This window comes from Nitrospinota bacterium (assembly GCA_029881495.1).
Lineage (GTDB): Bacteria > Nitrospinota_A > UBA7883 > JACRGQ01 > JACRGQ01 > JAOUMJ01.
Genome location: JAOUMJ010000001.1, coordinates 15084 through 31572, shown reverse-complemented (window position 1 = coordinate 31572; position 16489 = coordinate 15084). Strand labels below are relative to the sequence as shown.

The following is a 16489-nucleotide window of genomic DNA, read 5'->3' as shown; positions in this document are numbered from 1 at the left end:
CCGTGAGAGCCTCTGCTGGCAAACTCTTGCTTATTTACCCCGGCCGATACTTGCCATCTCAAGATTTTTTCCGCTTCTCAGATACTCCTCAAAGGTTGAAGCATCAACAGGCTTCGAGAAGTAGTATCCCTGAATTATGTCACAGCCCTGCCTGTGGAGGTATTCAAGATGCGCGGCAGTTTCAACACCTTCGGCAACGACCTTCAGATTGAGGGAGTGCCCCATTGAGATGACGGCATCGGTGATAGCGGCGTCGTTTGCATCCGTCGTGAGATTGCGAACAAACGCCTGATCTATCTTCAGCGTGTCTATGGGGAACTTTTTCAGATACACAAGAGAAGAATAACCGGTTCCAAAATCGTCGATCGACAATTCCACCCCCATATCGTTAAGGCGTTTCATCGTTTCTATGGCCGAATTTACATCGGTCATAATTAGGCTCTCGGTAATTTCAAGGTCGAGATTTTCCGCCGGGAGGCCGGTTTTGCCCAGAGCCTCCTCAACCAATTCGACAAGATCCCCCCTCTTGAACTGCACGGCAGATATATTGACCGAAACTATAATCGACGGAAGACCGGCGTCGAGCCACGCTTTTGTCTGTCTGCAAGCCTCGAACAGAACCCACTTCCCGATATTCAGGATAAGCCCGCTCTCCTCCGCCACGGGGATGAACTTCGATGGCAATACCATACCCTTCGTCGGATGCCCCCACCTCACAAGCACCTCGACTCCCATGATCTCGCCGCTTCCCAGGCTTACCTTCGGCTGATAGACAAGAGAGAACTCCTGACGGTCAATGGCCAACCGCAAATCGTTTTCAATCTCGAGGCGCTCAAGGGCGTTCGTGTTCATCTCGGTGGTAAACAGCTGGTAATTATTCTTCCCCAGCTTTTTCGCGCGGTACATGGCGAGGTCCGCGTTCTGGAGCAGGGTATTGAGATCTTCGCTGTCGGTCGGGAAAACGGTTATCCCGATACTTGTGGTAACAAAGAGATTATTCCCTTTCTCCACGAATGGATGGGAGATCGCCTCCACTATTTTCCTGGCCGCCTGTATGGCGTCCTGCGGACTGCGAATATCCTCGAGGATGACGGTAAACTCGTCGCCACCCACTCTCGAAACCGTATCCATCTCCCTGAGTGTGCCGACTATGCGCGCGCCGACGCCCTGCAAAAGCCTGTCCCCGACCGGGTGTCCAAGGCTGTCATTGATATTTTTGAAGTTGTCTACATCCAGAAACATAACGGCAATCTGACGTTTCTCACGCCCCGCGTGTATCAGCGACTGCTTTAACCTGTCCTTAAACAGTATCCTGTTCGGCAGCCCTGTAAGCGGATCGTGATACGCCTGGTACTTGATCTCTTCCTGGCTCCTCTTTATGTCGGTAATATCCTTCAGAACCCCTATATACTGTGTCCTTTGTCCAGCCTCGTTGCTGATGGAAGAGATGGAGAGCCAGGCCGGATAAACCTCGCCATCCTTTCTCCTGTTCCATATTTCCCCCTGCCATCGCCCTGTCTCGAGAAGCTCCTTCCACATAGCCTCATAGAACGCCTTGTCATGTTTTTGTGACCGAAGCATCGCAGGAGTACATCCTAACGCCTGTTCCGGCGTGAATCCGGTTATATTCAAAAATGCGGGATTGACGTAGGTTAAAACGCCTAGTACATCCGTTACCATTATCGCTTCTTCAACATTTTCAAAAACGTTGTAGGCGAGGGTAAGTTCTGCTGTGGCTTTTACCCGCTCGGTAATATCATGCGCGATACCTATCATCCTTACAGGATTTCCGCGTCTATCCAGAACAAGCTCACCCTGCATATGAACTATCCTCTCCATGCCGTCCAGCCATTCCACCCTGTGTTCAATTTTATATCCCGTCCGGTCTTTCACCGCTTCCTTCAGCTTCAAGGCCACCATATCCCTGTCATGCGAATGCACTGCATTTATGAATAGATCGTAGGAAGGTTTTACGCTTCGCGGTTCATACCCGAAAATTCTGTACAGCTCATCTGACCACTCCATCTCGTTGGTGAACAGGTTCCAGCCCCAGTTCCCCGTATTGGATATCTCCTGCGCCTTGTTCAGCGATTCCTCGCTCCTGCGAAGATCCTCCTCAGCCTTTTTCCGCTCTGTTATGTCGTGAACTATCCCTATCATCCTTTGAGGTTTCCAGGACAGGTCGAATGTCACTTCCCCTATCTCCTCAACGATCCTTATCACGCCGTTCGGCCTTACTACTCGATGCTCAACCTTGTAATCTTTCTTTCCTGCCACAGCGTCGTTCACCGCCTGAACAACCAACTCCCTGTCGTCGGGATGGATCGACCCCAGAAAAGCATCGTATGTCGCACCAAACTCCTGCGGCTCCAGGCCGAAGATGCGGTATATCTCGTCCGACCAGACAAGTTCGTTCGTGATGATATTCCAGTCCCAGCTCCCCATTTTCGCGACCTTCTGCCCCTTTAAAAGAGCATCTTCGCTCCGCTTCAAGGCGTCTTCCGCTTTCTTGATATCGGTAAAATCTGTGACAAAAGCGAATGAACCTATCGCGTTGCCTGCGCTGTCCCTTTTTGTCGTGGCGCTCAAACGAAGATAAACCATCTCGCCGTTTTTCCGAATAAAGATAAGTTCCTCGTATAGCCTATGATCAGTTTGTGAAACCGTTGCGATCTTTTTCAGAAATTCGGTTTTTGAAGATTCGTGCATGAAATCGAGAGGCGAACGCCCAACCAGTTCCTCGGCCTCGTACCCAAGAATTTCGCATAGCGCCTTATTCACAACTGTTGTTTTTCTCCCGGAATCTATCTCCCAATATCCTTCGTTGGTGGAACTGATAACACCCCTGAAAGCGGCATCTTTTAGCGCCGTCTCCCGCGCATAACGCCGTATCGCAATGATCGCAACGGATAAAACGACAACAAGGACGGAGAGAGCGAAAATCAGCTCTTCCAGAACATTTAATGTGGCAAAGGCCTCTTCCTTATCAAGTTCGCTCGCAATTCCGATATCGTATTTTTCCAGCCATTTCCAGGCGCCGACAACATCAACCCCGCGGTAATCAGGATATCCCGCAACATTTACACCTGATCCGCCGCCCAGAGCGCTCCGGGCCATGACCGTAAATGGCCATTCCTCTCTCGGAATGGAGGGCCTCTCCCCTTCCATCAAGTTCACCCCGGGATCGCGCAACTCGACCTCAAGCATGCTTCTCTTTTTTATTATCCCGAACTCCCTTAGACTTTCGGCGAATCTGCTTTCCGTAAGCATCAGGCCGTTGCGGTCAAACGCGTATGTCTCACCTGAATCCCCTACCCTGACCGCATGGAATATTTTTGAAAAATCGGCTACCGGTCTTATCCGAAAAGACAATATGGCGATCACCTCATTCCGGGCGTTAAAGACCGGCGAACTTGCGAACATCGTCGGCACCCCCTTTTGAAAAACTCCGTTTTCATCGGGAAGCGCTATTGAAGAAATTTTTGGGTGGGAGATAACAACTTCTCCGGCCATCGCGCGATTGAAAAAACTGTCATCCAGATCGTCGAATTGCACTAAAACTGGCTCATCCAGCCTGGCGGCGATATTCCGCTTGTTCCTGTCCGTTACTACAAAACCGAAATAGTCCAATTTTTTCACTATCGGAGCCAATCTATGCCTCAGATCGTGAGTTACAATAGAATTTAAAAGCTTTTCTTTCGCTATATCCGGCAGTGAGGCTATCCTTACAAGCTCTTCTATCTCGGATGCTATCTCAGCCGTGTTGGCCCAGAGATATGCTCGCGATTTCTGGTCCTCGGCCCAGATTTGGTAACCGGTTTCGGCTGATGCCAATAGCGACGTCAACCTGTTTGCAACGGTATCCTCCACCGACTTCTTCACCTGCAACTGCGTATAGACAGCGAGCGAAATTGTGATCAACAGGGTCGCCAGAAAGGTTAAAAGACCGGAGCGGAAAACCTTGAAAATTTGGCCTATCGACGAAAATATGCCCATTCCTATACGTTACTCCAACATATGACGCGAAACTGAATGAACTTGTTTATTAATATCATGCATATAATCCATGGCTGCTAACTGCTTACTAAAGTATACCTGATTTCATGCTGTAATAAGAACCAGCAAGGGATTATTCCGCATCGAAATATCACAAACTGTTCCTGGATGACTAGCACAAAAATATGTAAAGAAGCGGGACAGGAGGTGAGATATTACAATAATACTGGAGAGGATTATCCCAGTGGAATATCAGATTCCTCAAGTTGAAGGGGAAACCTACCTTTTACGCGCCTAAGCAATAATCCCAAAAACGCAAAGCGCAACTAACGGTTTCCCCTGTACCAAACTACCTTTTCTATGTGAACATGTCGCCGATGATCCTCGTCAAGCCAAGCCCGATAATGGTAACCGTAACGGTAATCGGAAGCAGTAGCACATAAGCTAGACCGATAATCGGAACCGTGATCATGACGAATACCGGATGAACCATAAATAGCCAGCTCTTCTCGTTCCTCGAGATCAGATCTGTGCCGGGTTCCTGCCCTTCAACAAAGTGTTGCATCATTTCTCTCACCTTCCTTTCCAATTGTTTAAATATCAATCAAAAAGCCAAGTTCGACGGTTGATATTTGAACAGAGCCAAACTCATCTACCAACCCGATATTATCTTATCAACAGCCCCACACTTTAAACAGTCTTCAAAAACTGGAAGGTTTCGGTTATAATATGTAAAGATATCCGTAAAAAATTGCCGAACCGACCGCAAACGACTATTCCCTTCTCTCCACTGATATAAACCTCGCCGGAAGCGGATACCCTTTTTTTTTCGGCCAGGATGACGCATACTATCGCAATGGACAGTTTGAGAAAACCGTACTCCTTTTCCGGCAACAAGGTCTTGCTGGACTACTCATCCATCTATTGCGATTCCACCGCGGCCCTTCTCAAAAGCGACCTCTTCAGGGAGATATTAAGGAGGTATCTTATCCAGCTCGAAAAAAGGGGGAGCCACATCCACGAATACCTTAAAAACTCTTTCTCTGGGATAGGGAACGAAGAGATACTCAATTCCCTCGTCAGCCTCTTTCGCCTTCTCGCGACGCATAGCGTGGACGAGATCGGCAAATTGAGCGATGAGCACCGGATGGCTCTGGCAAGACCGGATATCCTTTTCGAATTAAAGGATCAGATTTACAACTTCTGGGTGCGGATGGAGAGGGTAACCTACATGAACGTACCCAAGAGGCAAACCGATATTGAAAACGACCTCCATTACGCTCAGTTCGTCACTACGAACGAGGAGTTGAAAAACCTCATACTTCTAACTTACAGGAGGATAGGCGAAAATCTAATAGTCCAGAATCCGCGCGTTTTAAGACAGCTTCCGGCATGGGCAAATATGGCGATGCTGGTCAGAAAGATAGAATGGGACTGCCCCGAACAGTTCGGCCAGATCAATGAAATTCCGTTCGTCAGGGTATGCCTTATTTTCCCACCGCTCATCCTCTACCCGAAGGCGAACACCCGCAAAGGGAGTTTCGAGGAGACAAAAAAACTCCCTGACGGCCTGTTCGACATCAAGCAGGATGAGTGGTTCTGTTTCCCGGCAAAGGTTGGGGACCTCCTCGCCTTCATCTACTTCCATCGCGATTTCTGCACGCTCGCCCTTTCCATGAGCAACCTCTTTGAACTGGCGAGCAAAGCTGAGCTAAAAGGGGGAAAACCCGATCTGATGATCTTCTTCGGTATCGCGCCGGAAAAATTCCCGATGAAAACCGGCTACCACTACCATGAGGAGACCTCCACCCTCATAGGCATGGTGAGCAACATAAACGAAGTAGATTACTTCGGCTACTTCAAGAAGATGACACTCACACTCCACAACCTGAGGATGATAAAGAAGAAAAATCTTCCTATTCACGGCGCGATGGTTGCCGTGGAGCTGAAGGACGGCTCGACAGCCAACGTGGTAATCATTGGCGACAGTGGCGCCGGGAAGTCCGAAACACTAGAAGCGCTCCGCCTCCTTGCCGAGGACAACATCAAGGAGATGAAGATCATCTTCGACGATATGGGCTCGCTCCGCCTCGATGACAAGGGGGACGTGATCGGATACGGAACCGAGACCGGCGCCTTCGTAAGGATCGACGACCTCAGCCCAGCCTACGCGTATGAGCAGGTCGGGCGAAGTATCTTCATGAATCCCCACCTGAAAAACGCAAGGATTGTAATACCGGTGACTTCATACGAAACAATCATGCGCGGGCACAAGGTAGATATCTTCCTCTACGCGAACAACTACGACCTGGTCCCTGAAGGGGTCTCGGCCATTGAGTTTTTCAAGGAGAAATCGGAAGCTATCGAGGTGTTCCGCTACGGAGCGCGTATGGCGAAAGGGACGACCGACGAAAAAGGGCTGGTGCATACATACTTCGCCAATCCGTTCGGTGCGCCCCAGGAGAGGGAAGCCCACGAAAAGATCGCCGAAACGTTCTTTAAAGCCATGTTCGCCAAGGGGGTGAAGGTGGGACAGATACGCACACGCCTCGGGCTGGACGGATACGAACAGAAAGGCCCCGAGATGGCATCAAAGGATCTTTTTGAAGTCATAAAAGGCTTAAAGAAGTAAGCGGCAGTTTGTCGCCTGTCATTCATTAGCAAGCGGGCATCCGGATTTGTTATTCCCGCAGGAGTTTCTTTATATAAATCGAGGAGGACTATCCTTTTTTCGAGTTTGCTCCTTCGGAGCAATCGCAGACTAAAGTCCGCGCTACCAGGAAATGTGCTTTCGTACTGTTACACCAACAGGCCGATAAATAATATTGAACCGATAAAACCCTGTCACGCCAATAAGACACATTTTTAATTCCACCTGAAGTGTTTACCCGATCGGGCCGCTGTTACGCTTCAAATCCCGCCGTTCAGGAGAATCAGATAAATCCGCAACGGCAGAGCTAGGCGGGTTTCTGCGCGCCTTTCACAACCACTTTCAATCAATGGCGTTAGCTAAAACTCGCCGTTCAGGAGAATCAGATAAATCCGCAACGGCAGAGCTAGGCGGGTTTCTGCGCGCCTTCCACAACCACTTTCAATCAATGGCGTTAGCTAAAACTCGCCGTTCAGGAGAATCAGATAAATCCGCAACGGCAGAGCTAGGCGGGTTTCTGCGCGCCTTTCACAACCACTTTCAATCAATGGCGTTAGCTAAATCCCCTTGCAATGAAATAGGATGATTTGGCCACTCTCGCGGCAACGTCCTGTTGCCGCTCCATCGGCCCCGACTCCACAGCTAAAATGACATCCTGTCATTTTGCCCTCCCTATCCGGTCGGGCCGCTGTTACGCTTCAAAATCCCCTTGGGAATATTATCGGATGTTTGCTGTGGGAAAGTAAGGAAGCTCTGGTCTGTAGAGACGCAGTAATGGCGTCCCCAAGGGGATTTGAACCCCTGTTGCCGCCGTGAAAGGGCGGTGTCCTGGACCTGACTAGACGATGGGGACATCTAAAAATGGTGAGCCGCGATGGATTCGAACCATCGACCCACGCCTTAAAAGGGCGTTGCTCTACCGACTGAGCTAGCGGCTCGCAAGGGCGTAAGAATAACCTTCAATGCCAATCTTGTCAAGCCTGAACCCGCTCATAAACTCCCGGGCTGTTTTCGGCTCCTTTTTAAGCGCCGTGGCACTTTTTGTATTTCTTCCCCGATCCGCAAGGACAGGGATCGTTCCTCCCCACTTTCTCCCCCTCCCGCTTGACTGTTCTCGGCTCGGAAGGATCGATATCCCCCCTGCTCTCAACAACCTGCCGCGGTTTTCTCTGCTGAACCAGGGGGACTTCCGCGTTCTCTTCCACCTTTACGCGGAAGAGGATGGATGCTACCTCGGTTTTGAAACGCTCTATCATCTCGTGAAAAAGGTCGTGCCCTTCTCTCTTGTATTCGTTCAGCGGGTTCTTCTGCGCGTATCCCCTGAATCCTATCCCTTCCTTCAGGTGATCCATCATCAGGAGGTGCTCTTTCCACTGGTTATCAAGAACATTGAGCATGATGTAGCGCTCGAAATCCCTGAGCCGCGGCTTGCCGATAGCCTCTTCCTGCCTTTCATAGGCCGCTTCGATCGCCTTGTCTATCGCATCGAACACATCGTCCTGCAACATTGTTTCATACGAAAGCTGTTGCCCGCCTATCATAAGATTCTTCTTTTCGTCCGCGGAAGCCTCAATGCCGAACTGCCCCTGAAGGCCTTTCTTCAATCCATCAAAATCCCACTCGTCCGGGTGGGCCTTTTCCGGCACATGCTCCATTACAAGCCTGTCGGCGCTTATCTTGGCAAATTCGATAACCTCTTCGCGCAGATCGGCCCCTTCAAGAATAAGTTTCCGCTGCCCATAGATGACTTCGCGCTGCTTGTTCATCACGTCGTCGTATTCGAGAATATGCTTTCGGGAATCGAAGTTGTGCCCTTCCACCCTCTTTTGCGCGTTCTCTATCGCCCTTGAGACCATCTTGTGCTCGATGGGGACATCCTCTTCCATGCCGAGCTTCTCCATCAGGCCGGAGATCCTGTCTGAACCGAATATCCGCATGAGGTCGTCTTCAAGCGAAAGATAAAATCTCGTCACGCCCGGATCACCCTGGCGTCCCGAACGGCCACGGAGCTGGTTGTCTATTCGCCTAGATTCGTGCCTTTCTGTTCCGATGATCATCAGACCGCCGGCTTTGAGCACTTCCTCCTTCTCCACTGCGCATCTCGCCTCTATCTCTTTCTGTCTAGCCTCGTAGGCTTCCCTGTCTTCCTCGACACTGAGGCCTTCCTGCTCTACCAGTTTCTCCACATTTCCACCAAGAACAATATCGGTACCTCGGCCTGCCATGTTCGTTGCTATCGTTACGGCGCCCTTTCGCCCCGCCTGCGCGACTATCTCGGCCTCTTTCTCATGCTGTTTCGCGTTTAGGACATTGTGCTTGATCCCTTTCCTCTTCAGCATGTTGGAGATATGCTCTGACTTTTCGATGGAAATGGTACCTACAAGCACCGGCTGTCCCGTCTTGTGCGTTTCGGCAATGTGCTCCACTATCGCCTTGTACTTTTCCCCCTTGGTCCTGTATATGAGATCCCCCATATCGGCCCTTATCATCGGCCTGTTCGTCGGCAAAACTATTACTTCCAGCTTGTAGATGTTATGGAACTCCGTCGCTTCCGTGTCGGCGGTTCCGGTCATGCCGGAAAGTTTTTTATAAAGCCTGAAATAGTTCTGGAAAGTAATCGTCGCCAGCGTCTGATTTTCATTTTCGATCTTGACGCGCTCCTTTGCCTCAAGCGCCTGGTGCAATCCGTCGGAGTATCGGCGCCCTTCCATGAGCCTTCCGGTAAACTCATCCACTATCAGCACCTGATCATCCTTGACCACGTAATCGACGTCTATCTTGAAAAGAGTGTGCGCCTTCAACGCCTGATTGACGTGATGAAGGATTTCAACGTTCCGCGGGTCGTAAAGGTTTTCAAGATCGAGAAGCTCTTCGGCCTTCGCCACGCCATCCTCCGTGAGCATGGCGGAGCGCGCCTTTTCATCAGTCGTGTAGAATTTATCCTTCTTCAATAACTGAGGCATTATCCGGTCTATCTTCATGTACTTGTCGGTCGATTCCTCCGCCGGGCCGGATATGATCAGCGGGGTCCTCGCTTCGTCTATCAGGATCGAATCGACCTCGTCCACTATGGCGAAATTCAGCTCCCTTTGAACGCACTGCTTGATATCGAATTTCATGTTATCGCGGAGATAATCGAAACCGAACTCGTTATTCGTTCCGTATGTTATGTCCGACCTGTATGCCTCAATCCTGGCGCTCTCGGTTATGTTGTGCTGTACCGTGCCGACGGTCAGCCCTAGGAACCTGTATATTTTCCCCATCCATTCGGAATCGCGTTTCGCCAGGTAGTCGTTCACCGTAACGAGGTGCACCCCTTTTCCTGTGAGACTGTTGAGATATGCCGGGAGGGTGGCAACCAGCGTTTTACCTTCACCGGTTTTCATTTCGGCAATTTTTCCGTCATTCAGTACGACACCGCCTATTATCTGGGAGTCGAAATGGCGCATCTTTAGGACCCTTTTGCCAGCTTCGCGGCAGACAGCGAATGCTTCCGGGAGGATGGAATCCATCGTTTCCCCATCCTGAAGCCTTTTCCTGAATTCAAAGGTTTTTTCCTTGAGGGCGGTATCATCCAGCGCCGAGATCCGAGGCTCCAAAGAGTTCACGATATTTACAATCTCGCCTATCCTCTTCAACTCCCGCTCGTTGCGGCTACCGAACATTTTATTTAAAATCGAGCTTAACATAAGGCGTTATTATAAGGTATTGATGCAGTTTAGATTATGAAAAATAACGGGAATTTGTCCAATGAAGGGAAAAGTTATACCGATAAGCCGGAAATTGAGCGATTTCCGGCGAGAAACAGCTACATTTCCATTCCACGCAAATATGTCGTTCATAAACATGGAAATAGGAGAAAAAAACCGCAATACTGGGGAATGGAAAATAAACATTTTTTCAAAGCAAAAGGGATACAGGCACCTGCAGGGCTCAACACCGCAGTTTCTCTTTTTTTGCTTGTCAGCCCTATTAAAGAAAAGTCTTTCGGGGTAAACGAATGAGAGCGGCAAGAACGAAGGGTATCCACCTTGAGGACATAATAGAAAAACTGCGGGAATACCTCCCCGACGCCAAGGTGGAAAATATTCTTTCAGCCTACGCGTATGCTTCCAAGGCCCACGGAGGGCAAACGAGGCTCTCCGGCCAGCCGTACATGAATCATCCTATGGAAGTCGCGCTGTTGCTTACCAGGCTGAAAATGGAGCCGAATGCCATAGCCACCGCGCTTCTGCATGATACCGTGGAAGATACAAACGCGACACTCGAAGAGATAGAGTCGCTGTTCGGAAAAGAGATCGCCTTGATGGTTGACGGCCTGACAAAACTGGGAAAGCTCCGTTTCCAGAGCCATGAACAGAGGCAGGCTGAAAACGTAAGGAAGATGATCCTGGCGATGTCCCACGACATCAGGATAGTCATCATAAAACTTGTCGACAGACTCCATAACATGCGGACGCTGGAGTATCTAACCCCTGAGCGCCAAAGGGCGATCTCGGAAGAGACGCTTGATATATACGCCCCACTGGCAAACAGGCTCGGCATCGCCTGGCTGAAGGCGGAGCTGGAAGACCTTTCATTCTTGTACGTTTATCCAAACGAATACTCCCACCTGAAAAAACTGATGGAAGGGAAGCGGGAGGACTTCAACAAAATCATTCTCGCCACCTGCAATCAGGCGCATGAACTGCTGAAAAAAGAACGGATAATTGGTGAAGTATCCGGACGCACCAAGGGCCTCTACAGCCTTTTCAACAAAATGAGGGAACAAAACCTCGAATTCGAGGAAGTGCACGACATAATCGGTGTGCGGATAATCACAAACTCATATCTGGACTGCTACAAGATACTCGGGCTAATACATGCGACATGGAAACCGGTGCCGGGCAAATTCAAGGACTACCTGGCAATGCCAAAGGAGAACATGTATCAATCCATCCACACGACAGTCCTTACACAATTCGGCAGCCGCGTCGAATTCCAGATACGGACACAGATGATGCACAACATAAGCGAAGACGGCATTGCCGCGCACTGGCGGTACAAGGAAGGAAACAAATCGGATGCCGGCGGCAATGACAATCTTGTGTGGGTAAGGAGACTTCTGGAACTGGGAATGAGCATCGATAATCCAAAGGAGTTCCTCGAAAACGTGAAGATGGATCTCTTCCCAGACGAGGTGTATGTATTTACGCCCCGTCAGGATGTTATAGCGCTTCCAAGCGGCGCGACCACGCTCGACTTTGCCTATGCAGTACACACCCAGGTGGGACACACCTATAAAAAAGCGCTGGTAAATAACAGGCCGGTGCCGATAAATTACCAACTTGAGAACGGTGATAAAGTGGAGATCATTACCTCTGCGGATCAGAGCCCGCCAAGGTCATGGCTTAAATACGTCAAATCGTCACAGGCAAAAGCAAAGCTTCTTTCGCATATAAGGAGCAAGGAGAAGGTTGATTCTGCGAAGCTCGGCGAAGATATTATTGTAACGGAGCTGAAGAAATACGGACTCGACCCGAAAAAGTACCTCACGGAAGCGGCATTGGATAAAACCACCAAAGCGCTTGGATACAGCTCAAAGGAAATCCTTTTACAGAGGATCGGATTTTCCAAAGTGCCGATTTACGGGTTCATGCAGAAACTTCTGCCGGATAGTGCATGGCAAAAGGTGGAATCGACGAGGCGCCGTTCTTTAAGAGGGATATTCAGCAAATTCATCGGGAGAAAATCTGCGGAGAATTTCGGAGTGCGCGTCGGCGATTTCAACAATATGCTTATCAGGTTTGCCGGATGCTGTAACCCCGTGCCTGGCGATTCGATACTCGGGTATGTCTCAAGCGGGCAGGGACTGGTGATCCATAACCGCTCCTGCCCCATCCTGAAAAGGCTCGAGCCAGATCCCGACAGATTCATAGAGGCGCAATGGGAGATCAGCCAGAAGAAGCATGTCCGCCCTGTCCGCATACTTGCCTACTCGGTAAACAAACCCGGAATACTGGCATCCGTATCTACTGCCATCGCTGAATGTAAAGCAAATATATCGAACGCCATCATAACGCCGTCCGACTACAAAGGGGGACAGCTCGATCTAACGGTCGAGATAGAGGATCTTACTCATCTAGAAAAGGTTATCAAGGCCGTAAAGAGGGTTGAAGGGGTGAAATTCGTAAAACGGATCATGGAAGAGGTTAAGGAGACGGAGGAAATAACAATAGACGACGCGGATTAAAAAGCCCTACTCCTTACGTCCGTAAAATTCCGATTCTTTGTAATACTTGTTGAAATGACGCCAGAACACCATGATGACTGCCGCGGCTGGCACCGCTATGATCACCCCCACAAAACCTAACGCAACCCCTCCGATAAGAAGCGCCGCCATGATCATAAGGGGATGAAGCCCAACCGCTTTTCCCATCACCTTTGGCGTAAGATAAAAGCCTTCCAGGGCCTGTACCGACGCGAAAAGCCCCAGTACGGCAACGAGGTGCCAATCCAGATCGAAATGGAAATATGTGAGTATCAACGCCGGGAGCAGTCCCGCAACCAAAGGAAGGTATGGAACCACGTTCGCAAACCCCGCAAGAAGCCCAATAAACAGACCCATTGGTGTGCCGATAAAATAAAGGCCGACCGAATAGAAAAACGCCATGACCAGAGAAACGGTAAACTGTCCGCGAACAAATGCTGATAGTGTCGAGTTGATCTCGGCAAATACCGATCTCACCTTTTCTCTGTGTCTTTCAGGAATCATTTCTGTCATTTTCTCCTTCATGTTATCAATATCACGCATAAAATAAAAAGCCGCGACCGGTATAACAACCAGGTCGAAAAGCGCCGACACAAATCCTCCAAACGAGGATAGCGCCGAAATCATGAAATCATAAAAGTACGAAAGGAGAAGCATTGGTATGCTTCCGACTTTCTCCATCCCCTCCTTGAGAAGGACTTTGATCCTTTCGCTGTTGTTTTCACCCAGCCTTTCCAAAAGCGGCGCAAGTTTTTCCTGAACCTGAGCCGCATACTCAGGCAGATGGCGGACGCCGGTAGTAATCTGGTTTTCAAGAACCGGGTAGATAAAAAATCCCGCGAGAAACAGAAACAGAAAGAACGCTGCAAGAAGCGCAAGCACCCCCGCTGTCCTTGGGATATTTCTCTCCTCCATCTTGTCCAGCGTCGGATCCAGAAGATAAGCGATAAAGAATGCCGCCAGAAAAGGGAAAAGAGCGTCGCGCAGTAAAAACATTAAAGCCAGGATCGAAAGGAAAACAAAAAGAAAAAAGAACTGGTTGTTTCGCGCGGTGTCCCTGCTTTTTTCTTCCGGTAGATCCATCACTGCCCCGACTGGTTTTCGAGAAACTTCACAATTTCAACCCTGAAAATATCCGAGGCCATCCTTACAGACTGGAGAGTAGCCGTCCCCACGCGGCCATCGAGCCTTTTGACTATCCTGTCCTCCCATATTACCTGCGAGTTCCTGCCGTCATATACTTTTGCATTAATTTCCCCGTAAACATATGGAGGCTTATTCCCATCCTTGGGGAAACTTTTCGATACCGCCTTCCCAAGCACCAGATAGTCCGCCTTTAACAACGATGCGAGCCATTCAACAGCCGAGTTGTTTCCATTCATCGCATCCATCACCCGGTCATCGTCTTCCAGCGCCCGGACTTCTTCCCTGGAAATAAGTGAATACCCCATACCCTCCAGCGCCTCTCTTAGTTTTTCCTCGGTAATCGAAGGAAGGATCAAAAAGATCGGCACCTTGACCGGACTAATAGTCGATTCATCAATGAGAACCACCACCCTTGGGCCCGTACCACCCTCAACCTTGATGCCATAGTCAGCCAGTTCCTTCGCGACAAATGTTAAAAAAAAGGTGAACTCCATATTCAGGTAGTAATACTCCCTCCCTGAATCATCTTCCAAATCAAGATACTCATCGTCTTCCACACTGAGTGAATGGAGAAGGGAGTCTATTTTATTTATATCGTTGGTTTCATCCGGATTATCACCAACAACATCTGAACCGAATTTAGTGGCATTATCTGGTGCTTTGCTGGATTCGGCCTCATCCATGTTTTCCATGTCGTCCAACTCCCCGCTTTCTTGCTCCTCACTACTCCCCTCAACCGGCAGGTCAATCTCCTGGTGTTTCCCCTTGCTCACCCCTTCGTTAATGTATTTAAAGCTCTGAACGTAGTCTTTCCCCTTGGGCAGAAATTCATGCAGAAAATTTTTAACTCTCAGGCGGTTTTCATCAACATCGGCAAAAACATCACTGTAAACCACGCCGGCAGTATCTACCTGCGGCTCGTCGGCCGTCCCTTCGATTAGATCGTTTATGGCCGATTCCGGGAAAGACTCCGGAGGAACAAGCATACGAACGATATTTATTATCGCTATCTTTAAGGCTTTCTCTTCCGCGTTCTTCCTGGCCTTTATAAGGTTCTCACCTTGCACTTCCACTTCACCCTGGCCGTATACGGATACAAGCTGACCCGGATCGGGTGCCTCGTCCACAGCAAATGCGGGACTTGCAAAAGCGGTCAAAACGAAAAAAATCAGCGTATGTTTGATCAAATAGTACATCCGCGCATTATAACTTATTCCTGTTCCGGCAAAAGCCGAATAGAAAACTATTATCATATCCGTTGCGTTTTCTGGCAATATTAAACCCGGATACGATGCCAATCAAAGGATATACAGATCATATGATTTTTATCATTGCCGAACTTCCCCCGGTGATGGAAAATGTATCGATTGCATCATCGCGAAAAAACAAACTTTACAGGAGACTAAGATGGGACCAAAAAGGATATTGACAGTTTATTCAATTTTTCTCACCATTGCTATAACGGGAATTTCGGCAGGCGCCGCTGAACATTCGCACGATTCGGCAAACCATATGCACAACGCCCCCGATAAAAATCAAAAAGCCGTGGAGTTCACGCTAAAAGAAGTGATGCAGGATCTCGCTGCCAGCATAGACAGGATAAATTCCGGAATCCTTACAAACAACCGGCTGATGATAATGGAAGGGGCGCACGGCATTGCGCATCACCCCAACCCTAAAGGGGGTCTTGATCCATATATCAAGAAGAACGCGGACATCGTGAAGAAAGTAGCTCCAGAGATGGACAAACAGGTGCATGACACGGCGCTTGAGGTGGCAAACAGCGCCACAACGGCGACAATGAAGGAATTGCAGACCAAAACAGCTAAAATCCTTAGAGGCTGTGTAGGATGCCATGACGTCTTCAGGGATTGATATCCCGGTTCAAAACGGCAGATTTTCAAACATCATTCCGGCAGAGGCAGACTCTGCCGGATAATCTTACCCGTTAATTTCAATTACCCTGGCTTCCAGCAGGCCGGTATCGAGGATCGCGCAGGTCTGCCGGCCTGTAAGCCATCCCCCCGACTCCCCCGGATTCAACAGGAGCGTTCCGGCCTCCCTCCTGCTCTCATATCTGTGGGTATGTCCGAACAGCGCGATATCGGGATTCCGGGTTAATACATCATTCAGATGAAAAGGCTCGTGCATGACGGCAACTTTCCTACCCCCCAGTTCGAATTCAAAAGGCCCTTGTGAGAGTTGCCAGCCGTTATCCGATGCGACTTTCATCAACCCGGTTTTTTCCCCGTCGTTATTGCCGAAAACGGCATAGAAAAGACCGCATTCAAGGTTTCGAAACGGAAGGAGCGAGAAGGGGGCCACGAAATCTCCGCAGTGGATCACCGCATCTACCTTTTCCCTGTTGAGAATATCTACAGCGGCATTTACGGCCGGCACGTTGTCGTGGGAATCGGAGATTACGCCGACCTTCATATGCTTGCTCA

The 16489-nt window shown here is 49.5% G+C and carries 9 protein-coding genes and 2 tRNA genes; 3 read left to right on the top strand and 8 right to left on the bottom strand.

All coding sequences use genetic code 11. The annotated features are described in order from the left end of the window. Positions 1–30 precede the first annotated feature (30 nt). Together OEY64_00130 and OEY64_00125 are read right to left on the bottom strand one after the other, a co-directional pair. Positions 31–3996, bottom strand: coding sequence for an EAL domain-containing protein (locus OEY64_00130; protein ID MDH5541349.1), 3966 nt, complete (start codon positions 3994–3996; stop codon positions 31–33). 358 nt (positions 3997–4354) lie between these two features. Continuing rightward, positions 4355–4564, bottom strand: coding sequence for a hypothetical protein (locus tag OEY64_00125; protein ID MDH5541348.1), 210 nt, complete (start codon positions 4562–4564; stop codon positions 4355–4357). 288 nt (positions 4565–4852) lie between these two features. Between OEY64_00125 and OEY64_00120 the strand changes: the two genes are divergently transcribed. Then, positions 4853–6628, top strand: a complete 1776-nt coding sequence (locus OEY64_00120) for a phosphoenolpyruvate carboxykinase (protein MDH5541347.1) — start codon at positions 4853–4855, stop codon at positions 6626–6628. A gap of 793 nt (positions 6629–7421) precedes the next feature. Here OEY64_00120 and OEY64_00115 read toward each other — a convergent pair. From OEY64_00115 to secA, 3 genes are all read right to left on the bottom strand, one after another. Next, positions 7422–7499 (bottom strand) — tRNA-Glu (locus tag OEY64_00115). A gap of 9 nt (positions 7500–7508) precedes the next feature. Further along, positions 7509–7584 (bottom strand) — tRNA-Lys (locus OEY64_00110). Between the two features lie 84 nt (positions 7585–7668). After that, positions 7669–10335, bottom strand: coding sequence for a preprotein translocase subunit SecA (gene secA / locus OEY64_00105; GenBank protein ID MDH5541346.1), 2667 nt, complete (start codon positions 10333–10335; stop codon positions 7669–7671). A gap of 311 nt (positions 10336–10646) precedes the next feature. On the opposite strand from secA, the gene OEY64_00100 reads away from it, so the two are divergent. Then, positions 10647–12878 (top strand): bifunctional (p)ppGpp synthetase/guanosine-3',5'-bis(diphosphate) 3'-pyrophosphohydrolase, encoded by a 2232-nt coding sequence (locus OEY64_00100; protein MDH5541345.1) that lies wholly within the window; start codon positions 10647–10649, stop codon positions 12876–12878. Positions 12879–12884: 6 nt separating this feature from the next. Here OEY64_00100 and OEY64_00095 read toward each other — a convergent pair whose 3' ends face one another. Further along, positions 12885–13979 carry an AI-2E family transporter gene (locus tag OEY64_00095; protein MDH5541344.1) on the bottom strand — a complete coding sequence of 365 codons (1095 nt, stop codon included), beginning with the start codon at positions 13977–13979 and terminating at the stop codon, positions 12885–12887. Continuing rightward, a complete protein-coding gene (locus tag OEY64_00090) occupies positions 13979–15229 on the bottom strand; it encodes a hypothetical protein (GenBank protein MDH5541343.1) in 1251 nt (416 codons plus the stop codon). The genes OEY64_00095 and OEY64_00090 overlap by 1 nt, the downstream gene beginning before the upstream one ends. Positions 15230–15449: 220 nt before the next feature. On the opposite strand from OEY64_00090, the gene OEY64_00085 reads away from it, so the two are divergent. Further along, positions 15450–15917 carry a hypothetical protein gene (locus OEY64_00085; GenBank protein ID MDH5541342.1) on the top strand — a complete coding sequence of 156 codons (468 nt, stop codon included), beginning with the start codon at positions 15450–15452 and terminating at the stop codon, positions 15915–15917. A 66-nt stretch (positions 15918–15983) separates the two neighbouring features. Here OEY64_00085 and OEY64_00080 read toward each other — a convergent pair whose 3' ends face one another. Then, positions 15984–16478, bottom strand: coding sequence for a metallophosphoesterase (locus OEY64_00080; protein ID MDH5541341.1), 495 nt, complete (start codon positions 16476–16478; stop codon positions 15984–15986). Positions 16479–16489: the final 11 nt, after the last annotated feature.